General features: G+C 40.9%; 22 protein-coding genes and 1 tRNA gene. 11 read left to right on the top strand and 12 right to left on the bottom strand.

Annotated features, from left to right (window positions below; all coding sequences use genetic code 11):
* Window positions 1-131: 131 nt before the first annotated feature.
* Window positions 132-1,406 (top strand): MFS transporter, encoded by a 1,275-nt coding sequence (locus RS893_RS25110; protein ID WP_315788358.1) that lies wholly within the window; start codon window positions 132-134, stop codon window positions 1,404-1,406.
* A 166-nt stretch (window positions 1,407-1,572) separates the two neighbouring features.
* Window positions 1,573-3,150, top strand: a complete 1,578-nt coding sequence (locus RS893_RS25105) for a DHA2 family efflux MFS transporter permease subunit (protein WP_315788357.1) — start codon at window positions 1,573-1,575, stop codon at window positions 3,148-3,150.
* 9 nt (window positions 3,151-3,159) lie between these two features.
* On the opposite strand, the gene RS893_RS25100 is transcribed toward RS893_RS25105, so the two are convergent.
* Both RS893_RS25100 and RS893_RS25095 read right to left on the bottom strand, forming a co-directional pair.
* A complete protein-coding gene (locus tag RS893_RS25100) occupies window positions 3,160-3,462 on the bottom strand; it encodes an acylphosphatase (protein ID WP_315788356.1) in 303 nt (100 codons plus the stop codon).
* Between the two features lie 130 nt (window positions 3,463-3,592).
* Window positions 3,593-3,847: a polyribonucleotide nucleotidyltransferase gene (locus RS893_RS25095; RefSeq protein WP_315788355.1), complete on the bottom strand. Its 255-nt coding sequence runs from the start codon at window positions 3,845-3,847 to the stop codon at window positions 3,593-3,595.
* Between the two features lie 208 nt (window positions 3,848-4,055).
* On the opposite strand from RS893_RS25095, the gene RS893_RS25090 reads away from it, so the two are divergent.
* Entirely contained in the window at window positions 4,056-4,421 is a 366-nt protein-coding gene (locus RS893_RS25090) for a DUF1823 family protein (protein ID WP_315788354.1), read from the top strand.
* A gap of 84 nt (window positions 4,422-4,505) precedes the next feature.
* Here the strand turns inward: RS893_RS25090 and RS893_RS25085 are convergent, their stop codons facing one another.
* Both RS893_RS25085 and RS893_RS25080 read right to left on the bottom strand, forming a co-directional pair.
* Window positions 4,506-5,636 carry an FAD-dependent monooxygenase gene (locus tag RS893_RS25085; protein ID WP_315788353.1) on the bottom strand — a complete coding sequence of 377 codons (1,131 nt, stop codon included), beginning with the start codon at window positions 5,634-5,636 and terminating at the stop codon, window positions 4,506-4,508.
* 235 nt (window positions 5,637-5,871) lie between these two features.
* A tRNA-Ser gene (locus RS893_RS25080) sits at window positions 5,872-5,958 on the bottom strand.
* A gap of 81 nt (window positions 5,959-6,039) precedes the next feature.
* Here RS893_RS25080 and RS893_RS25075 point away from each other — a divergent pair.
* Entirely contained in the window at window positions 6,040-6,408 is a 369-nt protein-coding gene (locus tag RS893_RS25075) for a 2Fe-2S iron-sulfur cluster-binding protein (RefSeq protein ID WP_315788352.1), read from the top strand.
* A gap of 155 nt (window positions 6,409-6,563) precedes the next feature.
* Window positions 6,564-7,094, top strand: coding sequence for a thermonuclease family protein (locus RS893_RS25070; protein ID WP_315788351.1), 531 nt, complete (start codon window positions 6,564-6,566; stop codon window positions 7,092-7,094).
* Window positions 7,095-7,111: 17 nt separating this feature from the next.
* Here the strand turns inward: RS893_RS25070 and RS893_RS25065 are convergent, their stop codons facing one another.
* Complete coding sequence (locus tag RS893_RS25065) at window positions 7,112-8,002, bottom strand: sugar ABC transporter permease (protein WP_315788350.1); 891 nt, start codon at window positions 8,000-8,002, stop codon at window positions 7,112-7,114.
* Window positions 8,003-8,104: 102 nt separating this feature from the next.
* Here RS893_RS25065 and RS893_RS25060 point away from each other — a divergent pair, with 102 nt between their 5' ends.
* Entirely contained in the window at window positions 8,105-8,833 is a 729-nt protein-coding gene (locus RS893_RS25060; protein WP_315788349.1) for a DUF3891 family protein, read from the top strand.
* A 240-nt stretch (window positions 8,834-9,073) separates the two neighbouring features.
* Window positions 9,074-9,790, top strand: a complete 717-nt coding sequence (locus tag RS893_RS25055) for a class I SAM-dependent methyltransferase (protein WP_315788348.1) — start codon at window positions 9,074-9,076, stop codon at window positions 9,788-9,790.
* A gap of 278 nt (window positions 9,791-10,068) precedes the next feature.
* On the opposite strand, the gene RS893_RS25050 is transcribed toward RS893_RS25055, so the two are convergent.
* The 4 genes from RS893_RS25050 to RS893_RS25035 form a co-directional block, all read right to left on the bottom strand.
* Window positions 10,069-11,202 carry a HAMP domain-containing sensor histidine kinase gene (locus RS893_RS25050; protein ID WP_315788347.1) on the bottom strand — a complete coding sequence of 378 codons (1,134 nt, stop codon included), beginning with the start codon at window positions 11,200-11,202 and terminating at the stop codon, window positions 10,069-10,071.
* A 7-nt stretch (window positions 11,203-11,209) separates the two neighbouring features.
* A complete protein-coding gene (locus tag RS893_RS25045) occupies window positions 11,210-11,920 on the bottom strand; it encodes a response regulator transcription factor (RefSeq protein ID WP_315788346.1) in 711 nt (236 codons plus the stop codon).
* Between the two features lie 115 nt (window positions 11,921-12,035).
* Window positions 12,036-12,725 carry an NYN domain-containing protein gene (locus RS893_RS25040; protein WP_315788345.1) on the bottom strand — a complete coding sequence of 230 codons (690 nt, stop codon included), beginning with the start codon at window positions 12,723-12,725 and terminating at the stop codon, window positions 12,036-12,038.
* A gap of 1,212 nt (window positions 12,726-13,937) precedes the next feature.
* Window positions 13,938-14,456 (bottom strand): universal stress protein, encoded by a 519-nt coding sequence (locus RS893_RS25035; RefSeq protein ID WP_315788344.1) that lies wholly within the window; start codon window positions 14,454-14,456, stop codon window positions 13,938-13,940.
* 1,179 nt (window positions 14,457-15,635) lie between these two features.
* Here RS893_RS25035 and RS893_RS25030 point away from each other — a divergent pair.
* The 3 genes from RS893_RS25030 to RS893_RS25020 all read left to right on the top strand — a co-directional run bounded on the left by RS893_RS25030 (window position 15,636) and on the right by RS893_RS25020 (window position 17,589).
* Entirely contained in the window at window positions 15,636-16,148 is a 513-nt protein-coding gene (locus RS893_RS25030) for an inorganic diphosphatase (protein ID WP_315788343.1), read from the top strand.
* Between the two features lie 146 nt (window positions 16,149-16,294).
* Window positions 16,295-16,678, top strand: coding sequence for an aspartate 1-decarboxylase (panD, locus tag RS893_RS25025; protein WP_315788342.1), 384 nt, complete (start codon window positions 16,295-16,297; stop codon window positions 16,676-16,678).
* Between the two features lie 11 nt (window positions 16,679-16,689).
* Window positions 16,690-17,589 carry an MBL fold metallo-hydrolase gene (locus RS893_RS25020; protein WP_315788341.1) on the top strand — a complete coding sequence of 300 codons (900 nt, stop codon included), beginning with the start codon at window positions 16,690-16,692 and terminating at the stop codon, window positions 17,587-17,589.
* A 7-nt stretch (window positions 17,590-17,596) separates the two neighbouring features.
* On the opposite strand, the gene RS893_RS25015 is transcribed toward RS893_RS25020, so the two are convergent.
* The 3 genes from RS893_RS25015 to RS893_RS25005 all read right to left on the bottom strand — a co-directional run bounded on the left by RS893_RS25015 (window position 17,597) and on the right by RS893_RS25005 (window position 21,224).
* Window positions 17,597-18,691, bottom strand: coding sequence for an anthranilate phosphoribosyltransferase family protein (locus tag RS893_RS25015; protein WP_315788340.1), 1,095 nt, complete (start codon window positions 18,689-18,691; stop codon window positions 17,597-17,599).
* A 96-nt stretch (window positions 18,692-18,787) separates the two neighbouring features.
* Window positions 18,788-19,726 (bottom strand): LysR family transcriptional regulator, encoded by a 939-nt coding sequence (locus RS893_RS25010; RefSeq protein ID WP_315788339.1) that lies wholly within the window; start codon window positions 19,724-19,726, stop codon window positions 18,788-18,790.
* A gap of 283 nt (window positions 19,727-20,009) precedes the next feature.
* The gene (locus RS893_RS25005) at window positions 20,010-21,224 is read right to left on the bottom strand and encodes a HEAT repeat domain-containing protein (protein ID WP_315788338.1); all 1,215 of its coding nucleotides are present in this window, start codon (window positions 21,222-21,224) and stop codon (window positions 20,010-20,012) included.
* A 644-nt stretch (window positions 21,225-21,868) separates the two neighbouring features.
* Between RS893_RS25005 and RS893_RS25000 the strand changes: the two genes are divergently transcribed.
* Window positions 21,869-23,560, top strand: a complete 1,692-nt coding sequence (locus RS893_RS25000) for a ferredoxin--nitrite reductase (RefSeq protein ID WP_315788337.1) — start codon at window positions 21,869-21,871, stop codon at window positions 23,558-23,560.
* Window positions 23,561-23,591: the final 31 nt, after the last annotated feature.

The raw sequence follows: 23,591 nt of genomic DNA, 5'->3' as shown, positions 1-23,591 counted from the left end.
CTCCCTTACCTTGTCCCCAATCCCCAATCCCAACTTCCTTCTGACGATTACTCCCGTCTCCGTCAATGGAGAGGGGTGAGGGCGAAATCTTTTCATTATCGTCAATTAGGTAAATCTATAGATTAACCTGCATGAAAACACAAACTCAAAAACAGGTGCTATTACCAGCACTAAGGTCAAGAAATTATCGTCTGTTTTTTGCTGGACAAGGTATCTCTTTGATTGGAACATGGATGACACAAACTGCCACAATTTGGTTAGTTTATAGTTTAACCCAATCGCCTTTAATGCTAGGACTTGTGGGATTTAGCAGTCAAATTCCTAGCTTCATTCTTGCTCCCTTTGGTGGCGTATTTGTGGATCGTTTTTCCCGTCATCGTACCTTAATTGGCACTCAAATACTTTCAATGATCCAGACATTGGTGTTAGCGATATTGGCGCTGACTGGTGTGATTCATATTTGGCACATCATTGTTTTGAGTTTGTTTCAAGGAATTATTAGTGCTTTTGATGCGCCTGCACGGCAGGCATTTGTGCCAGATTTGATTGAACGTAAAGAAGATTTAGCCAATGCGATCGCCATTAACTCTACAATGTTTAATGGGGCACGGTTAGTGGGGCCTGCAATTGGTGGTTTGTTAGTTGCTGGTGTTGGTGCGGCTTATTGTTTTTTAATTGATGGTCTTAGTTATATTGCCGTCATTATTGCTTTATTAGCAATGAGAATTAAGCCTCAAAAAACTGTAACAAGTATGAGTAATCCCTTACAACAAATTAAAGAGGGATTTTTATATGCCTTTGGCTTTCCACCTATTCGGGCACTCTTATTACTATCAGCTTTAGTTAGCTTTTTTGGATTGCAATATACTGTTCTCGTTCCAGTTTTTGCTGAAAAAATCTTACAAGGAAACGCGGAAACACTAGGTTATTTAATGGCAGCTTCTGGTGTCGGAGCATTATCAGGCGGGATTTACTTAGCATCACGTAAAACTATCTTAGGGCTTGGGAGATTGATTGTTGTAGGACCTGCAATTTTAGGAATTGGATTAATAGCTTTTTCTTTATCACGTTATTTACCACTTTCTTTATTCACAATGTTATTTGTTGGCTTAGGAACAATTTTCCAAGTTGCTGCTGGCAATACAGTTTTACAAACAATTGTTGAAGATGAAAAACGTGGACGAGTTATGAGTTTATTCACAATGTCATTTTTGGGAACTATCCCCTTTGGTAATTTATTAGGAGGAGCCTTAGCTGACCGCATTGGTGCTACCAATACGTTAATTATTGATGGAGTAGTTTGTATTTTAGGTTCTATATATTTTATGAAACAGTTGCCTAATTTAAGACAATTAATACGTCCAATTTATGTAGAAAGAGGAATCATATCTAGTAAAGTACATTAAAAAAATATAATTTAGTTAATTTTTGAGATAGTATTTTTAGATACTAAAATAATCGGATTTAAGTTACATCTCTCTTCCAGAGATAACTTAGTATTCTTCTCTTCTATTTTCATGCAGATAATTTAATATTGTATCACTCCTACAATTCTCTCATCGGAGTACCACTGTGGCGAAACAAAACGCAGTTATTCAATCTTCCTCTGAACAAATACCACTAAGAACATGGATTGGTGTTTTAGCTAGTATGCTTGGTGCATTCATGGCGGTACTAGATATTCAAATCACCAATGCTTCACTGCAACAAATCCAAGCTAGTTTAGGGGCAACTTTAGAAGAAGGTTCATGGATTTCTACTGCCTATCTAGTCGCAGAAATTGTTGTCATTCCCTTAACAGGTTGGTTATCAAGAGTATTTAGTTTAAAACGGTATTTGTTAGTTAACACTGCCTTATTTATCTTTTTTTCTATATGCTGTGCCTGGGCATGGAATCTCATGTCTATGATTATTTTCCGTGCTGCCCAAGGATTTACAGGAGGGGTTTTAATTCCGATTGCCATGACAGTTGTACTCACAACTTTACCCCCCGCAAAACAATCAATAGGCTTAGCTGCATTTGGTCTAACTGCCGTTTTTGCACCTTCAATTGGTCCGACATTAGGAGGTTGGTTAACAGAAAACTTCAGTTGGGAGTATAGCTTTTATATTAATATGGTTCCTGGCTTGTTGATGTTAGCTGGGGTTTGGTACGGAATTAAGCAAGATAAACCCCAACTTAACTTACTTAAACAAGGTGACTGGTGGGGAATTATTGCTATGGCAATTGGTTTAGGTTCCCTGCAAATTGTTTTAGAAGAAGGTAGTCGTAAAGATTGGTTTAGTTCTGCATTGATTGTGCGTTTAAGTATAATCGCAGCAATTTTTCTCGCATTGTTTTTCTGGATTGAATTAACTCGTAGACAACCATTTATTAATCTGCGACTTTTGAGAAGACGTAACTTTGGTTTAGCCAGTATTGTTAACGTATCCTTGGGAGTAGGTTTGTATGGTTCAATTTATATATTGCCGCTATACTTAGCCCAAATTCAACAATATAATCCGCTACAAATTGGTGAAGTGTTAATTTGGGCAGGTATACCCCAATTATTTATTATTCCTTTCATTCCCAAAATAATGCAAAAAATTGATGTGCGGTTAATGGTAGCAGTGGGAGTGGCTTTATTTTCTATCAGTGTTTTTATGAATTCTACAATGACCTATCAAACTGGATTAGATCAATTGCGGTGGTCACAACTTGTTAGGGCAATGGGACAACCTTTAATTATGGTTCCGCTTTCTTCTATTGCTACAGCTGGTTTAAAGCCACAGGAAGCTGGTTCAGCGAGTGGTTTATTTAACATGATGCGGAATTTGGGTGGTTCGATTGGTATTGCATCCTTAGCAACTTTATTAACGAACCGAGAACAATTTCACTCAAACAGACTGGGAGAAGCAGTATCTCTATATAACCCAGCAACTCAAGAACGAATTAATCAATTCACACAATATTTTGTTAGTCGAGGGGCAGATTTAAGCACAGCACAAGACCAAGCGATTAAAGCTATTGATAATATCGTGCGTCGTGAGGCTTTTGTGATGGCTTTCAATGATTGTTTTTACTTTATTGGAATTTCTTTATTACTAAGTGGCATTGCAATTATTTTCTTCAAGAAAATCAAACCGACTGGTGGTGCTGTGGCACATTAGAGACAACAGTTACTCAAACCGCCTAACTTCAAATCTATTCAATCCCTCTGGTTCTTCATATTCCACAACAACATCTTTAACCATCGCCGCAGGCGGTCCTTGATGACACCAGCGAATCATTTCTTCTACAACTTCCTCCACACCTTCAAAAACAGCTTCTACGCGGCCATCGGGAAGATTTCGCACCCAACCACTTAATCCAAGCTGACTAGCTGTATCGACGGTAGCAAAACGATAACCTACGCCTTGAACTCTGCCAGAAATAAATAAATGGGCGCGGATTGACTGCGACATCTGTGTAGGATTCTGCATTGACCGGCATATTCTTTACGATTTCCAGTCTACATGCTTTGTGGACAAACAATGCAACTTTTAACAATTATCAGTTATCAGTTATCAGTGAGCAGTTATCAGTTTATGTTTGTGATAACCGCTCAATGACTTAATCGCGATCCTCATCGTCATCGTCGTCGCGATCGCGGTATCTGGATTCTCTGTCTTCGTCGTCGCGATCGCGGTATCTGGATTCTCTGTCTTCGTCGTCGCGATCGCGGTATCTGGATTCTCTGTCTTCGTCGTCGCGATCGCGGTATCTGGATTCTCTGTCTTCGTCGTCGCGATCGCGGTATTCTCGCTCATCATCACGACGTCTTTGCTTGCCGCCCATTATATTACCAAAAAAATCACCGAGTGCCATAATCTTTCTCCTAACTTAGTTGAAGCTTAGTTTCAAAAATGGTTACTCTTTCTTGTAGTTTGTTTGATCGTTTTGGTAGATAAATCTTCCGATAGGGATAAATAGAGATAAAATCATGCCTATCTCTGGACATTGACCTAGTAACCTAGACAGTAGACTACTTGTAAAAGTTCAAATCCTTTAATTTTGCTGGAATTTTGAATTGCTTATGTCTAATTTGCCACCACTCAATACAGATACCATTTGGGCAATTCTCAACGAAGAAATTGATGACGCTACAGTTAATCAATTGGTATGGCATTGTTTGGGTTATCGCTATGATCCAGTAACAGCAAAGTGGGATAATCAGGAAGTATCTGCCGAATGGCGAGATGAGTATCCACAACCACCTGATTTTATTGAGAGTCGCCCCGCAACTGTCAAATTGACTCGTTCTATCCCAACAGAATATAAACAAATAGTTAAAGAAAAGCTGGGTTTTAAAGGTTATAAAATTGGGGAATTTGGCCCTCGACAAACTCGCAGGGCAACAGCAGCTAATTGGTTATTGAGTTATATGGAACAAAAAAGCTAGTACAAGAAGGCGATCGCACACTACTTTTTTGAGTACAAAAGCGATCGCCATTACTTTTTTGGCATAAAATTCAAAATCGAATCACTAGGCTCGGTAAGCATGAAGAGACTGGAAACTGTTGCTGATTAATAAACCCATTACCTTCATCAAAGTATTGCGAAATCCCACAGCTATCGGGTTTTTCAATTCGCCCATTTTACTGGATTGCAAAGATTGTTCAACGATCACCTTAGTACGTGGAAAACGCACAGACTCATACTGTTGAAAAGCAATACTTGGATCTGGTTGTGCTTGCAGGCATTGGGCAACGACATAAGCATCCTCCAAGGCTGTACAAGCGCCCTGTCCCATTGTAGGTAGCATCGGATGGGCAGCGTCACCGAGTAGGGTAATATTTTGTTGACTCCAAGGCTGTTTTGGAGGGCGATCATATAAATCTGTAGTCAAAATATTAGCTTCGTCCGTAGCAGCGATTAATTTAGGAATAGCTCGGAACCAACCCTGATACATCGTCTCAAGCTCTTTTTTACGTCCAATTGCTGCATCCGGTTGTGCTTCTGGCGCACTTGCTGCTGCATACCAGTACATTTTGCTCTTGCCGAGCATCATGAAACCGAATCCTTTACCGCATCCTAAAAATTCTTGAATGTAACCAGGACGATATGTACTTGGAATATAATCAGTCAAACCACGCCAAGTCTTAAAATTGCGGTAAATGGGAGGTTCGTCACCTAAAATAGCAGTTCTGACTTGTGATCGCAACCCATCTGCACCAATCAAGGCATCCCCTGCAACGTTTAAACCTGAAGCAAAATAGGCATGAACCTGATTACCCTGGCGCTGAAATCGCTCAAAAGTTTCTCCCAAAATAAATTTCTCACCGGGTACATTGCGCCACAATAGCTGATGCAATTCAGCACGATGAATGCCGATCACAGGCAACTCAAAGCCATCAACAGGCACATTTACTAACTCCTTACCTCGTTGCGAATTGAATTGGTAATTTGTCGTGAGACAGCCAACCCGGATCGCATCTTCGAGTAAATCTAATTGCTTTAAAATGTGGGTTGCGTTTGCCCAAAGTGCAATACCAGCCCCAACTTCTCGCAACTGTTTGGTTCGCTCATAGACTACAGGTTCAAAACCAGTACGACTTAAGGCAAGCGCAGTTGCAGCACCACCAATTCCACCACCGATGATGATTACTTTTTTCATAAATAGCAAACATTCAACAGTTTCCCTAAATAAACAGCTTTTGAGCAAAGCAATGCTGGGGCAGTACATTTAATAAGCGATCGCGCTTATCCTAACAGGTGTGCAACAATCCTGACAGCGACAGCACGACACTGTTGCTTTTGATTACTTCAACCACTACACCATTGATTAAACCATTTAGCTAAATCTCTTCTAAGTTAGCTAATTGCTCAAATCCTTGCAATATAAGCTTTAACGGAGAGAGAGGGATTCGAACCCTCGTTGAAGTTGCCCCCAAACAGCATTTCCAGTGCTGCGCCTTCAACCACTCGGCCATCTCTCCAGGCGTCACGATCTGCAATTGTACAATATACTTCTATAAACTGCAATCAAATTACTCAAAAATCTTAAATTCAAAATCAACATGTCCCAGACATATAAAATCACAGTTCATGATCGCGCCAAAGGCATAAAACACACATTAGAAGTACCTGATGACCGCTACATCCTGCACAGTTGTGAAAAACAAGGGAAAGAACTGCCTTTTTCTTGCCGCAATGGGGCTTGTACCACCTGTGCTGTACGGGTGCTGAAAGGAGAAATTTACCAACCGGAAGCAGTAGGGCTATCCCTAGAATTGCGCCAGCAAGGCTATGCGCTGTTGTGTGTTAGTTATGCCCGTTCCGACTTGGAAGTAGAGACGCAAGAAGAAGATGAAGTCTATGAACTTCAGTTTGGACGCTATTTTGGCAAGGGGAAAGTGCGGGCAGGTTTGCCGTTAGATGAGGAGTAGGGATTGGGGAGGTGGGGAACTCACCGGCCCCCTGGAGGGGATTAGGGGCAATGGGGAGTGTGAGGGGTGGCAGGGGTAGTAAGCACTAACTACTAATGTACAGACGCGATTCATCGCGTCTGTACCCATTAACTACTAACCTCTGAACAAGATAAATGAAAAAAATTGTAATTTTATTTTGCTTATTACTTTTAGTTGTTGCTTGTCAACCTCGAAGCAAATCTTCTGAAAATGCACAGGTACAGGTCAAAGTTGCACAGGTAGTAAGTGGGCAAACCTTAGAAGTACTTGGGATGGGCGACCAACCTAATTTAATTTCCCAAGTGCGTCTGCTGGGTATTGACGCACCGGATTTGCAACAGCGCCCTTGGGGAAATGCCGCAAAAGAACACTTGCAAGCACTAATTAAAGGAGACAAAGGAGACTCTGTGACGTTGGAGTTTGATGTGGAAGGGCAAGATAAATTTGGGCGGATTCTGGCTTATGTGTGGAAGGATAAAGTTTTGTTAAATGAACAGTTGGTGAAAGAAGGTCAGGCTTTGTTTGTAGGGCGATCGCCTAACCACAAATATGATCAAAGTTTAGAACGCGCCCAACAATGGGCAAGAATCATGGGACTGGGCATTTGGAACCCAGAAAAACCCATGCGTTTTACACCTGCTGAATTTCGCCGTCAGAATCGATGAGTCAGAGATGACAAGGATCAAGCACTAGCACCGCTAATTGATAGTCGTAAAATTGATAATCCTAAAATGATCAAAAACAGTACCAGCCCAATTGTACAGGCATAGCTAATTTCTAAATTATTAAATGCTTGTTCATAGAGGTAATAAACTATTGTTTTTGAGCTATTACGTGGCCCGCCTTGAGTCATAATGTATACTTCTTCAAATACTTTAGTAGCGGATATTGCTGAAATAACTCCTACTAAAGCTAGATAAGGTTTCATCAAGGGTACAGTGATATCCCAGTGTTTGTTGATGCCATCAGAGCCATCTATAGCTGCTGCTTCATATACATCACTTGGTATCGATTGCAACCCCGCTAGATAAATCACCATGTAGTAGCCTAATCCTTTCCAGACAGTCACAGCCATAACACTGAAAAGGGCAAAGCGGGGACTAGTTAACCAGGGAATTCCCTCTGGGAAAATGCCTTTGAGTAATTGATTGAGTAAGCCGTTTTCAGCATACAACCATCGCCAAGCAATTCCTGCCACTACCATCGAAATTACCACGGGGGTATAGTAAGCAGCTCGAAACCAATGCATTCCTTGCAGTTTTTGATTGACCAAAATTGCCAGTGCTAAGGGGGCTATGACTAAAATCGGCACGACAACTACAAGATAAAGCATAGTGTTTACCAGGGTTTGCCAAAAAACAGGATCAACCCATAGGCGGCGGAAATTAGCAATACCAATCCATGCAGGTGTCTGGGTTAAATCGTATTCGTAACGGGTAAAGCTGAGGTAAAACGCTTGTAGTGCGGGCCAAAAGACAGTAAGTACCAGAATTAGCAAAGCAGGCAACAAAAATAAATAAGGTGTCAGTCGCTGATTGATAAAAATCCAATTTTTCGATGTCAATTTATCCATAGTGGCACTTGATTTTCGTGCTGTTGGCAGATGAGTGAACAGTCCTTACTCATGCAAGATTGGGAAGCTAACTCATATTACACGAAGGATCGAGACTGATTCATGATTGTGAATCAACACCAAAAGGGTTGGGAAATAATTTACCATCGCGCCCATGCTTTGCTGGCTGCCGAAATTGCGGGACATTGGAATGCAAAAGAACGTCCTATACGTTGGCTAGAGACAATTGCAGCGATTTCCCATCACGATGATTTGGAAAAAGAATGGGAAGAAAAAAACATTACTGAAGCTGGCGCACCCCTAGATTTTACTTTGATTACAGATATTGATGTGCCAAAAATACGGCAATTGACCCAGAATGCCCGCTATCGGGGACGTTGGGTAGCGATGATGGTTTCTATGCATATGAGTTTTTTACACGAAGGTAATCGTGGCAAATTACCAGAGTTAGATGAGTTTCTAGATGAACAGTTAAAGAATCAAGAGCAATGGCGTCAGGAATTAAATATTACAAAAGATGATGCTGTGAAAGCTTATGAATTTTTTCAGTGGTGCGATCGCCTCTCACTTATTCTCTGTAATCGGATGATACCTGTAGGTGAACGTGCTTTAGAGATTGCGACTTTATCAGATGGTAAGCGCTATGATGTTATGCAACGCAGCGACGGTAATCTCACTGTCACTCCTTGGCCTTTTCAGGAAAAGGAATTTACTGTGAGTGTGGAAGCTTGCTATGTGGAACAGTTGCAATTTGCAAGTAGTAGCGAACTATCTCAAGCGCTGCAAACTGCACCGATAAAAACTTTAGAGTGGACTTTTGTGAAGTCATAAGTTTTTACGCTTAACTTAGATAATTGATTCACTAAAACACCTGTCATCTCAAAACAGGACTTACACCATTTCACGTTAATCACGATAATTTAAATCCTGTAGAGACATGCCATAGCACGTCTCTACAACACAAATAGGTTTCACGTTTAAAGGGAATTGGTATCAGTTGTTGGGTTCACCCAAAATATATTTGATCAGGAACCGATATTTTATTTTTTAGAGATCCTTAAGTGCCATATTATGTCCAACAAATCGTCTCAAAAGCTTAATAAAAGCAATATGCATCACTCAGATCAATGGCAAGTGAGGTTAGCACAAGTAGCATATCGCTTTAACCGACAATATGAAAATCAATCCTTTGAAGTACCAGCAGAAGTGCAGGCAATGCCAATATATCGGGAGTGGATGAGTGGGATATTGGCGGCAAAAATAGTTTCTAGTTTTTGGGAAATAGCCCAACCACAAAAGAACCAGCACTGTTTGGATATAGGCTGCGGTGTCAGCTTTTTGATCTATCCTTGGCGAGATTGGCAAGCGTATTTTTATGGACAAGAAATCAGTACTGTAGCGTGTAATGCTCTCAATTCCCGTGGTTCGCAGTTGAACTCAAAGCTGTTCAAAGGTGTCGAGTTAGGTGGCGCTCATCAGTTAAACTACTCTAGTGATCGGTTTGACTTAGTGATTGCCACAGGATTTAGCTGCTATTTTCCACTTGAGTATTGGAGTGCTGTGTTAGTGGAAGTCAAACGGGTGTTGAAACCAGGCGGACAATTCGTCTTTGACATCCTCAATCCCGAACAACCGTTAGCTGAAGATTGGGCAGTTTTGGAAACTTATTTGGGTGCTGAGGTGTTTTTAGAGCCGGTAGCAGAGTGGGAAAAAATAATCAAAGCTGCTGGTGGTAAAGTGATTGCACGGCAATCAGGAGAACTATTCGATTTGTATAAAGTGCGTTAGACAAAATTAATTACACATCTTAGAAGATTTCATTGCGATCGCTCTTATTCATATTTCTGTTGTGCAACGTCCACTTCTAGCCATCGGTCACATCAAAATAGAATGATTGAGAAGGAATAGTTGTGCCTCAATGACACGGAGACTGGCGAAGCTGTTGGAGTTACCTCACAATTTCCTCAACAGTGTTACTTAAACTGACTGGTTGCAGGAGATTGTTTGAGGTTAAGTCATACTAATTTGGAAAGAGAATGCAACACACCAATAGTATCAAAGCTCTCTCAACCCTGCGCTGAACTTGAAGATAAAGGTAGGCAAAAACGAAAAGTGCTACCCACTCCGAGTTCACTTTCTACTTCCATATAGCCACCATGTAGCTCTACTAAGCGGCGAGAGATAGTTAAACCGATACCAGTACCACCAGAGTGGCGATCGCGAGATTTGTCAGCTCGCCAGAAGCGTTCAAATATATGAGGCAAATCTCCTGGGGCTATTCCCATACCTGTGTCAATAACTGCTATCCAGAGTCTTGAGTCATCAACCCAAGCCCGGATAGTAATTTTGCCTTGATTTGTGTAGCGTACTGCATTGCCAATTAAATTCACTAACACCTGTTCTATTCGATCAATATCTGCTAAGACAAAGGGTAGCTGGGGTGAAGACTCTAGTTGCAGAATCGGGCCATCTTCGAGCAATTGATCGGCAAATCTAGCCACTAGTGACTCTAATAAAGGACGTATATTTACAGACTGGATATTAATTGGCAAATAACCAGCTTCTGCCTTGGAAAGTTCTTGCAAATCATTTACTAAACGTTCTAAGCGCTTAGTTTCTCTAACTAACCGCAGATAAATTTCTGGGGAAGGTTCTATACTCCCATCAGCTAGTTCTTCTAAATAACCACGTACTACTGTCAGGGGTGTCCGCAATTCATGAGTCATATCTCCAATTAATTCCCGTCGCCGCGTTTCTACCCCTTCTAAGCTGGCTGCCATACGGTTAAAACTTGTCCCCAGTCTGTTGAGTTCTGGAATGTCGGACATCGGTAGCCGAGCATTTAGTCTTCCTTTGGCAAACTCCTGGGTAACTTTTTCCATCTCGGTTAAACCTTGCATAATCCGCCTAGAAACCCAGAAACTTAATCCTCCTGCTGCTGTACCACCGACTATAACTGACCAGATAGTACTGCGTCTCCAGGCACCTTCAAATCCGTCAACTAATTCTGTACGGACATTAAATAATCTATAACCTCGTTTTTCTAATTGCTGTAAGTGCAGGACAAAAAAACGCGGAGAAGAAAGTTTACTGATGATTACAAGGGTAAGTACCCCTACAATCATCACTACCAAGTGGGAGAAAAATAAGCGAGTTGCCAAAGGTAAGGACTTTGTTGATCGCCGACCCTTGTTAATCATTTAAACTTCACACTACATGAGAGTCTTCAAATTTGTAGCCTATGCCTACAACAGTTTTAACAAAAGTGGGATTAGCAGGATCTGGCTCTATTTTTTTCCGCAACCGCGCTATATGAGTATCTACCACCCGTTCATCACCATAAAAATTATCACCCCAAAGTTTGTCGATTAGCTGGCTGCGGTTCCAGACTCTACCAGGACTACTGATCAAAGTACTCAACAAATTAAATTCTAAAGCTGTTAACTCTAGAATTTCTGGTGGCTGAGAATCTATCTGACGACTGATAGTACGTTGTTCTACATCTACTGTAAAATGTTGCGTACGATAAATTTGATGTTGACCCCCACCCCGCAGACTACGCCGCAAAAGAGCGCGCACTCTGGCAACTAGTTCTCTTGGGCTAAAAGGTTTCACCATATAATCATCAGCGCCAGTAGATAAGCCAATAACGCGATCTATTTCCTCACCTTTGGCTGTGAGCATCAATATGTAAGGATCTTTTGCCCCCGGTTTTTGACGAATTCTGGCACAAACTTCCAGTCCATCCAAGCCAGGAATCATTAAATCCAGAACAATTAAGTCTGGAGGTTGCTCTTGAAACATCCGTAAGGCGGTGTGGCCGTCGCGACAGATACGACAAACAAATCCTTCTTTTTCTAAAGAGTGTTGGATTAACTGAGCAATTTCTGGTTCATCCTCAACGATTAAAATATCCATTGGAGTTAGAGGCGAGTAAAATGCACAGAATAAATTAAGAGCAGTTTACTCCAGAAAATATCTACTGCTCTGGCAAGATACCAGTATAGATGAGGATGAATTGATCAGGAAATATTTATTGTACGCTGGTGTTTGATAGAGGACGGTAGTTGTAACCAGAATTAGAGTCTTTTTGAATGTGTTGTTTGATTGTATCTAGGTCAATGAAGCAGTCGGCAACATCAATTAAGCTATCACTAGTCATTGAGCGGACGCTGACAATTTCTACTCGTACTCCTTTATAAGCGATCGCATTCACAGCATAGGCTAAATCTCCATCCCCACTCACTAAAACCGCAGTATCGTAGTAAGGGACTAAATTGATCATATCTACAGCCATTTCTACATCTAGATTGGCTTTTTTAGAACCATCGGGAAACTGGACTAATTCTTTGGTAACTACCCGATAACCATTACGACGCATCCACAATAGAAAACCCTGCTGTTTGTCATTATTGCGATCCACACCAGTGTAGAAGAATGCACGCAATAGTTTGGCACCCTCAGTTAAGCAACAAAGTAGTTTGGCATAATCAATTTCAATTCCAAGTTGTAAAGCTGTATAAAATAGACTTGAGCCATCAATAAAAATAGCCACACGACCGCGATTTGAGTGACTGGAAATGACTGTATCTGCTGAAGAATCTGGTATGATTAGATCTTCAGTTTCAATACTGGTGTCCATAATACTCTCTCCCTGCCATTGTGGTCTTTGTTTAAGTAATTTATATGAATTTGTCTGTTTGCTAAAAGTAGTAAAATTCATTGATACCTCTGGATTTTAAATCTGGAAAGTCTTTCCTTGAAATTTGTCAACACCAATACTTTACTGATTTGTGAGTGTGACAGCAAAGCATATCTATTCATATGTGGACTCCTTAAATGCAGCATACTCTTTAGGGAGAGAATTAAGTGAGTCATCAACACATAATCCTATTTTAACTAGGCTATTAGTCTTCGCTTCATAGCATTATCTGACTTATCAAAATAAATGGGTGACATTAAAAGAAATTAATGTCAATCGTTTTAGTTAAATATGCAACAAATGAATACTAATATATTGTTCTATCCCTACATTATCTGGACAATATCAATTTAAAAATTTACTTCCACTCAAAGTTATCTGAAAAAATATTGAACAAATAGGATTATGTATTTGCAAAAATTTCTGTTCTCACTTCTCATCTTGTACCAGTCTCAATAACTTGTAGGAATAGCCGTGGAATCAATTCCGGCTATCAATCTGAAATCTTGTATTTAGTTGTGGTTCTTATTGCAGTAGAGATCTGGCTGAAATACGAATTTAATAATAAATTCAATTACAAGTTTTAGTTGCAACAAGAATTTCTAGTTGATATTGACTAGTTTCTTTATGCAGTCTATTGGATTTTTTTATCTCCTTATTAAAAAATTACACCAGTTTTTGAATTGGTCTTTAGCACCTAAATGCTAAAAATAAGCAGTAAAAAGCTTACTAAAAACCAACTTATTGCAGCAGTTTAGTAAGTTATGACTCACAAAATAGCTGAAACTTCAATATCAAAATGATTCTTTTTGAAACTTATACAATACTCTATTTATTACTGCTATGTTGTAATTTATTCAACATTGTTATAAAAATAAAAATAAATTATTTTAATGCTAAATATGTTGAAAAGTTATAAATATCTTAGGACTTACGCAGTAGTAACGGAAAAACGAACCGCCCTCCGGGTACTCTACCTTGAAGCCGCCCTTACGGGCGTCTACGCCAGTCCCCCTAGCCTTACCTTAAGCCACTGAGTTGCAAAGCGACACGCTACGCGAACGTGTCTACGTGACGGAAACCGCCTTTTTGAGGGGCTGGACTCACAAAGGACACAAAGAACACTAAGAAAGAGGCTTTCAGAGAGATTTGCGTAAGTCCTATATCAGGTAATGGATTATCAGGAAAAATAGCAACTACCTATTACCAAGTATCTACCAATTATCAATCTACTTAAGTTTTTGTAGTTAGTTGATTTGGTTCAATTGCATGAATTAATCCCTGTACTGTCAAAACAGAGCAGGGAGCGTGATGCAGAATATAATTACTTACACTACCAAGGAAGAACTCACTGATACCCCGACGACCTCGACGACCAATCATGATTAAGTCAGCTTTCCAACTTTGAGCTACTTCACAAATCACTCTACCTGGTTCACCAAAATTCTGGGTATATTCAGTTGTTACACCTCTAGCGATCGCTTGATCATAAAAAATCTTTAAAAATTCCATACCTTCTTGTTTGAGTGTTTCCCAGCGACTCATGTAGTAATTGACAGCTTCTGGGCGAAAACTAGGATAGAGAGTATCTGTGTGTAAAGCTATAGAATTTGGGTAACGCTCATCAAAAGGATCGAGAACGTGAAGCAACATTAGACTAGCATTTAGTTTTTGTGCTAAAGCGAGAGCTTCACTAAAAACGCATTGTCCAATTTCAGATTTGTCTATGCCAACCAAAATTTTATAAAACATACTAATTCTTCCTTGGTAAAAAGATATGTATAGATCTGATTTATCAGGTCTATAAAAAAGATAAATGTTTATAAATATTGTGCATTTATTTACAATTAGGACTATTAATTAGCTCTCAAGAAATGGGCTTCGGGGTATAGGGATATAGGAGAAACATTTTTTGATAGTCATAACTTAGTTCTAAATTAGATTGACTAGTGATCATAGACTTTATTTATAATTATAGAAAATGAATGTGAGTATTTTATGAATAATGACAGAAACTGAAGTTACGATTAGATGGTTAGCTAGAAATTTTTATTTATATTTACATTTTAGCAATAAACACTCGCTGCAAAATTGAGAAAAATTACATAATTTAGAAATATTTTAAAAAAATATCATCAAATCCTTACATTAAGTGATGATTATATATAGATAAACAATTTTCTGTTTGGCAATAGACAAATAAATTGGTGGGAAAAGTTACTGTTCGTGAACAAATGTGAATAATTAATTTGATTAATAACCGAGAAATAAATTAAAACTAACAGGAGAGTAATTTGTCTGCAATCTACCTTTAGGATTCTTCCCAACTTTTGCTGAATCTCGGTTATGCAAGATATTTCACTACCTACCAACAGTTAAATCACCAAGTCGTCTTTTTGATGTCAATTTACTTAATCAAGAATTTGTTTTAATTTGCAATAAACCCATTTAAGTTAAAATTTTTCAAACAATTATGAATTACTGTCCTTGCTGTTCCGGCCCCCTTTTATTACATATACGCGGCTCCGAAATATATTGGTTTTGCCGTCACTGTTGGCAAAAAATGCCTGTGTTGAACTGGGAAACGCGCAGTTCATCATCTAAGTTATTAGTGAAAAATTTGACTCCTTCTACTGTTGCTTCATAAAAAGCCCCTTTTCAGTAGGGAATAACTTCATTGGGAACAGAGAACAGAACAAATCTATTCCCCGTTCCCCATTTAAGAGTAGGCGCACTGGCGGCACATCACCCGCTACTGAGGAAATAAAAACTTTTCCTCCCCCACACCTGTGTTTCTTCAGTGTTTCCCTTTGGTTTTGAAAGTTTGATTCTTTTTCCCTATTGGGATATGTCCCTGTTGGCCCTAAAATTCTACACGGGGAGCCAACCAAGGCTCCGCCCATGTTTTACTATTAACTCAGGAGTTTTGTTGTGGACTTATCCCTTATTCCCCCTCAGCCTAAGCCAGGTCTAATTAACGTTCTGATTGAAATTGTGGGTGGAAGTAAAAATAAATACGAGTACGACAAAGAGCTACAAGCTTTTGCTTTAGATAGAGTACTTTACTCATCAGTGCAGTATCCATATGATTATGGCTTTGTTCCCAACACTTTAGCCGATGATGGAGACCCACTTGATGGCATGGTGATTATGGACGAACCTACCTTCCCAGGGTGTATAATTGCCGCACGACCCATCGGTATGTTAGAAATGATAGACGGTGGCGATCGCGATGAAAAAATCCTTTGTGTGCCTGACAAAGATCCTCGCTATGCCAACGTCAAATCTATTAAAGACATAGCCCCACATCGGTTAGAAGAAATAGCCGAGTTTTTCTGTACTTACAAAAATCTTGAAAAAAAGGTGACAGAAATTCTTGGTTGGCATGATGTTGACCAAGTTATGCCTCTAGTTGAAAAATGCATTCAAGCCGGTAAAAAATAAAGGGGATCAGGGATCAGGGATCGGGCATTAGTGTTTATTCTCCCCCTTGTCCCCCTTCGCCCCCTAATCCCCTCCAGGGAACCCCGAGTTCCCCCTTGTCCTCCTTGTCCTCAATTCCCAGTCTCCAATCCCATTCCCCACAGGCAATGCATCGCACCCTTCTTCTCGCAAAAATTCACAACTGTACTCTTACAGCAGCGAATCTCAACTATGTAGGCAGTATCAGTATTGATCGCATCTTGATGGAAAAAGCTGGTATCTTACCTTATGAGCAGGTTCAAGTAGTGAACATTACTAATGGCGAGCGCTTTACTACTTATGCGATCCCAGCTCCGGCAAATTCTGGGGCGATTGAACTCAATGGTGCAGCAGCACGTCTAGGCATTACAGGCGATCGCTTGATTATAATGTCTTACGGGCAGTTTACTACAGAAGAGTTAAAAACTTACTCTCCGACTATCGTCATTGTGGACGAAAAAAATTGTATTTTGGAAATTCGCTACTATGATGACCTGCTAAGTAAGACCTAATCGCAAAAAAGATGTCAAATTTTGAGCTGTCGTCTCCCCAAAGCTACGTAAAGCAGAAGCTAGCTACTCAAGTCCCTAACCATGAGGAAAAATTCGTAGTGCAATTTTGGGGTGTACGGGGTTTAATTCCCACCCCAGGGAGTAATACCAGTCGTTATGGTGGCAATACTGCGTGTGTAGAGATGCAGTTAGCCAACAAACACCTCGTTTTTGATGGAGGTACTGGTTTACGTGTACTTGGTAAAAGTTGGCTAAAACAACAACAGCCTATAGAAGCTCATTTATTTTTTACTAACTCCCAATCAAATCGTATCCAGGGATTTCCATTCTTTGCCCCAGCATTTATTCCTGAAAATAGATTTCACATTTATGGAACAGCAGCCTCAAATGGAGCTTCGATCAAGCAATGTCTTTATGATCAGATGCTGTTACCCCACTTTCCTTATCCTTTACAGGTGATGCAATCGGAATTGCAGTTTCACAACCTGAATCCAGGTAAGGTAGTAAAGCTAGATGATGTCACAATTACAACAGCACTAATTAATAAAACGCAAAAGTCTATTGGCTATAAAATCAGTTGGCAGAGTTATAGTGTTGCCTATGTCACTGATTTACAAAAGGAAATTGATGCAGTTGAGCAAGAAAGTATCAAACAGCTAGTAAAAGAAGTTGATTTGCTAATTACTAATATCAGCACTCCTTTCACATTCCACAAAACTGATTCTGATAATTCATACTGGCAAACTGCTGTAGATTTAGCTATTACATCTAACATCAAGCAAATAGTGTTTTCTCACCATCACCCTGACGATAGCGATGATTGGCTTGATCGGGTGCAAATAGAAATTGCAGCTACTTTTCCAGAAGCCTTAATTGCGCGTGAAGGGTTAATTTTGGTTGTTGGTCAATAGTCAATAGTCAATTGTCAATAGTCAGTAACCTGGAATTATAGACTGGGGAATGTAGACTCTGGACTATCTGAGTAACTTCTTGAAGTTTGGCTGCTACTGCACCAGTTGCCAGTAATTCTTTGGCTTTTGCAATACCTGCTGCCATATCTGAACAAATACCAGAACGCCACAAGTAAAACCCACCGTTCCATAAAGCTGTGTCCATCACTTCAGAAGGTATGCCTTTGAGTACAGCTTGCATATCTCCTACTAGTTCAACTGTAGTACCCAGGGGTACATTTTTGCTAGTAAAGCCGTACTCACGGGGAACCAAATGCAATCTTTCTATTTCATTGCTGGTTGCAGGCGTTAACAAGCCAATAATAGCAGTCCGATCGCGTGGTAAATCACAACTACCCTCTAATCCTTTTACGGTTGTAAACTTAGTTACTCCCCGTCTAGCTAAAGCATCTTGAAACATAGCTTCTGTGGGAGGATGGACAAACCCGGCGACAATATGGGCATTGCCAGCATAAGGACACCAAATTAATTCCATCGTAGCAAAAGGTGGGCGCTTACCTAACTGGTCACGGTACTCCCAAATACTTTGTGTTAAGGGAAAATTCTGAGGTGTATAAACAAAGCCAATTCCCGTTTTCTCAAGCACCTGCTGAGTTTTTTCCAACTTTAATCCAGTCCAATCCACCCCCAAACCCTGCCAAATTTCTACTAAAGGTAAACCATATTTGGTTGGTAAGCGATCGCCTCCATGCATCACCACTGGTTGTCCAGCAGTGGCTAACAATAACGTTATGATCGGGCTAATCGGTGCTGTGCGGGTTCTGCCATCATAGGGTATACCCAAAACCATCACTGGTCGCACAGAAGATATAGATGCCAGTTTAGGCCCAAGCTGATCATAGGCATCTAGCATCCCTGCTAGCTCTTCTCCTGTAGGACGTTTAATGCGGTGGGCAATTAAAAAAGCCCCGATTTGGGCTGGTGTCGCTTCACCCAGCAGCATCATCCTAGTTGCAGTAGCAGCTTCCTCACGAGTTAAGTTTTCTCCCGTATGATTACCACTGCCTACCTTTTTCAGTAAATCTCGAAATGTATTGCTCATAGGTCAAAAGTTAGTGAGTAGAGACGCGATTCATCGCGTCTGTACATTAGTGGTTAGTGGTTAGTGGTTATAAAGTCAACAACTAACTACTATCAATTAACAGGCCGATCGCTCTAAAGTAACTTGTGGTGGTACATTTTCCCTTACTAACTCCCAAAAATGCTGAATAGGAGGAATTTGCAAACGGTCTTGAGTTGTCACCATCACAACTCGGCGAGTCAAATTAGGGTTGTCAGCAGAACTATTATTAGCTAAGGGACGAACCGCGAGGGTTGCGTCTTGACGTGCTTCTACTAATGCTGAATTAGGTAGTAAAGCTACTAATTCTCCCTGACGCACAACTCCCCGGAAAGCGTCCAAAGTGTTGACTTCTAAAACTGCCTGGAGTGTAGCTTGCAGGCGTTCAAACCGATCTTGGACTAGACGTTGCATTCCATAACCATCTTTGAATACAACTTGCGGATAACGAACTAACTCTGACCAAGGAATACGTTCATGCTGGGCTAAAGGGTGATTGGCTCCGACCAGAACTTCTATCGGTTCATCATATAAAACTTCTACCACCATTTCTTTGCCGGCAGTTAAAAAGCGATTATTCATGACAATCGCCATATCTACTAGCCCATCTTTCAGGACTTTTAAAGCCCGATCGCTACCCAAGGATGTTACCCGCAGTTGCACATTGGGATAATCGTGACAAAATTGTTGCAATACTGGTGGTAAATAGTAAGCACACAGCGAGTGAATCACAGCTACACACAATTCAGGTTGCTTTCCTGCTACTAAATCTGTTATCTCTTGGGTGGCTGTGTGCCACTCTTGGCAAATTTTGCGGGCGCGGGGTAACAAGCGTTCACCAGCCAGTGTCAGCTTTGCCTGACCAGTTCTGTGAAATAATTCCAACCCCAAATCTGCTTCCAGTGCCTGGATTTGGCGACTGATAGTCGATTGGGTAACACTACATTTTCTTGCTGCCCCTTGAAAGCTACCGGTGTCCGCGATCGCTAGAAAGGCTTGCAACTGCTCTAGTCGCATGTTGGTGTAGCCTGCATTACATTTATGGCTTTGACTAAGTTAACGTATTTGTAGCAACATTTTAGTAGAGTTTGTTACATCTAATGAATTTTCGCAATTAAAACGACAATTTTTGTGTTTACTTATTTACGCGAATAGTTGGTAGTTGATTGTTAGTAGTTAGTGGTTAGTAGTTAGTGGGTACAGACGCGAGGAACATCGCGTCTGTATATTAGTAGTTAGTGGTTAGTTGTTGGTTATTTCCAATGCCCAACGCCCACTCCCCACACTCCCCCCATCCCCTTCACTCTCTTCTCACCTCAAGATTTCTCAGGGCTGCGATCGCATGTAGTCTCACTAGTTCATCAGCATCTTTTGTTAGGGTAATTAAAGCTTCTTTAGTCTCGATTCTGCCTAATTGTCCTAATGATAAAGCGATGGCTCCTTTGAATGCGGCATTTTCGAGTGCTGAGTGTTGTTTTTGCAATATTGCTAATAATATCTCCGTTGCTATTGGCGTCAACTGTGGTTGTTTGATTCGTCCTAGAACAGTTACTATTTCCTGACATAGTGCCACTGATTCTAGTTGGTTAAGCGCTGTACAGAGATATTCCAAGCTAGAAGGCGTTTCCATCCAGCTTAAAGCGCGGATAGATTCCATTTGTAATTTTACTGGTGTATGGGGTGACATGAGTACCTGAAATAAATACTTAGCAACATCGTCACCACCTATACGTGATAAAGCAACTGCGGCTGTACAACAAACCTCCAGATTAAAGTCATAGAGCCTGGGTTGCAGTTTTGTAACTAAATCTAATGTGTCGCGTAATTCTGGACGGAAGCTCAAACCCTGTATAGCTTCTCGCCGCACTGGGGCAGCAATGTCATCCAAAGCTCGTATCAGTACTGGTGGTACACGTTGATCATGAAAGCTACCAAGAGCTTCAATTGCAGTAGCGCGAACAGCCACTGAGGTATCTTCTACTACACTCAACAAAGGTGTAATAACTTCTGGATGACGAATCAGGGAAAGCGATCGCACTGCCAACAAACGTGTTTCGTTATCTCTCAAAAGTTCTGTTAAGGCAGCAATCGCAAGTATACCCATTTGTCCTAGTGCGGATACTGCCATTGCCCTGAGGTCTTCGTCATCTTCTGTTTTCAGTAATTCTATTAGGGCAGAAATTGCATCAGGGTGCTGAAATTCTCCCAAAAGCCGTGCTGTATACCAGCGCAGTTCTTCTTCCGCCTCTTCATCTGTCAATATCTCTATCAGTGAGGGAATAGCGATCGCTCCCAGATATTTAATCACCTTGGCTATTTCCCAGCGTTGCTGAAAATCCCCCATTGCCAGAACTGAAAGTGCTAATTTCAGTATTTCTGCTTCATTTTCTAGTATTTCTAAGTTTTTTGGTTTCTTTTCTAGAACTAACTTATGCAGATAATAAATTAACAACTGCCAGTCAGCAGTGTCTTGTGCTGCTTGTGCTTGCAATAAAAGCTGGTTGATATTATTCACTGTTTGTAATTAGTAGTTAGTGGTTGTCAATCAGTTAATAGTAGACAGTGTAGACGCGCTCATAGACTTCCCGTAGGGTACAGTTATCACCTTGGGAATTATTCTGATAACTGAATAACTGATAACGGTTGCAGTTGTTGGTGGCTACTTTATCAGTCGTCTTGAGAGGACTTTAGCTTTATATAAGCAAAGGATTTTAATCTTTGGCGGTTGTTGCTTTCCCGCAGCGTACAACAATCAACACACAATAATCAACACACAACAAAAACTTGCGAACGCAAGTATTTAAGAGCTTTACGGCTATTTTTGGGTTAGATTTAATGCACTAAATGCATATTTTTGATACATTATGTGCATTTTTGCAGATATTTCGTAACAAGCTATACGATTTTTATGTGTTTACAACTTTAACCTAAATGCATGTGAATCAAGATTAAGATTCAGTATTCCAAAAGAATTGACCAACTGACCGAATATTTGAGTCCTTTTTAAGAAGGCTAATAATTAATAATTCCTTGATGGTACAAGAAAGCGGATTAATCCGTAGCATCAATCCAAAATCCTAAATCCAAAGTCACATGACCGACGATTAATGGCCAGTATCTAATGACGATGACTAATGACCATTGACTGAATGATTAATCATGACAGAAGCAGTAACTACCATCACGGCCAACCTCAATAAATTCGAGAAATTTAAGGCAGAAAAAGATGGACTTGCCGTCAAAGCAGAGATAGAGAAATTTGCCTCCATTGGGTGGGAGGCAATGGACGAAACTGATCGTGAGCATCGTTTGAAGTGGGTGGGAGTATTTTTTCGCCCAGTCACTCCAGGCAAATTTATGATGCGGATGCGGATGCCAAATGGTATTGTCACAGTTGCTCAAATGCGAGTACTAGCTGAAGTAGTGCAGCGTTATGGTGATGATGGCAGTGCTGACATTACTACTAGGCAGAATATTCAATTACGAGGCATTCGGATTGAGGATTTACCAGAAATTTTCCATAAATTTCATACAGTGGGCTTAACCAGTGTGCAGTCAGGAATGGATAACGTCCGCAACATTACTGGCGATCCCGTGGCAGGATTAGATGCCGATGAGTTGTTCGACACGCGCGAGTTGGTGCAACAAATTCAAGACATGCTTACCAACAAAGGCGAAGGCAACCCAGAGTTTACTAATTTACCACGGAAGTTTAATATTGCTATCACCGGCGGACGCGATAATTCTGTTCATGCGGAGATCAATGATTTAGCTTTTGTACCTGCCTTCCGTGAAGATGGGGGAATAGGGAGATTAGGAGATGGGGAGAAAGATTTCACCCCACCTTCCTACCTCCCCACTGCCCCTAATCCCCACTCCCTTGGGGGAGTGGGGGCCCCGAGTTCCCCACCTCCCTATCACTCCACCAATAAAGTCTTTGGCTTCAACATTCTCGTGGGTGGATTCTTTTCCGCTAAACGCTGTGAAGCTGCCATTCCCCTAGATGCTTGGGTTCCACCAGCAGATGTAGTTGCCGTATGTAGAACCGTCTTAGAAGTTTTCCGCGATCACGGCTTACGTGCTAACCGTCAAAAATCGCGGCTGATGTGGTTAATCGACGAATGGGGTTTAGAGAAATTCCGCTCAGAAGTCGAACAGCGTTTGGGTAAGCCGTTGTTACCAGCAGCACCTAAAGACGAAATTGATTGGGAAAAACGCGACCATATCGGCGTATACAAACAAAAACAACCAGAATTAAACTACGTAGGATTACACATTCCTGTTGGTCGGTTGACAGCCGAAGACATGTTTGAAATCGCACGTTTAGCGGATGTGTACGGCAATGGTGAAATCAGGTTGACCGTTGAGCAGAACGTTATTATCCCTAATATTCCTGATTCGCGCTTAGTGTTATTTTTAGCAGAACCATTGCTAGAAAAATTTAGTATTGATCCTAAACCACTAACGCGATCGCTCGTTTCCTGCACAGGCGCTCAATTTTGCAACTTTGCCTTGATTGAGACCAAAAACCGCGCCTTAGGGATAATCAAAGCCTTAGAAGCCGATTTAGAACTAACTCGTCCGGTGCGAATTCATTGGACTGGTTGCCCCAACTCCTGCGGACAACCCCAAGTTGCAGATATCGGCTTGATGGGAACCAAAACCCGCAAAAACGGCAAAGCTGTAGAAGGGGTTGATATTTACATGGGTGGTAAAGTCGGCAAAGAAGCCCATCTAGGAACCTGCGTCCAAAAAGGCGTCCCCTGTGAAGATTTACTGCCTGTATTGCGAGATTTATTGATTCAGCATTTCGGAGCCAAACCCAGACAAGAAGCCTTAGTCACTTATTAGTGGTTATCGGTGAGACTACTTGCCGTCTTGG

The sequence above is a fragment of the Fischerella sp. JS2 genome (genome assembly GCF_032393985.1).
In the GTDB taxonomy this organism is placed as follows: Bacteria; Cyanobacteriota; Cyanobacteriia; order Cyanobacteriales; family Nostocaceae; genus Fischerella.
The sequence above is the reverse complement of the archived record's forward strand: the minus strand, read 5'-3'. Positions and strand labels throughout refer to the sequence as shown.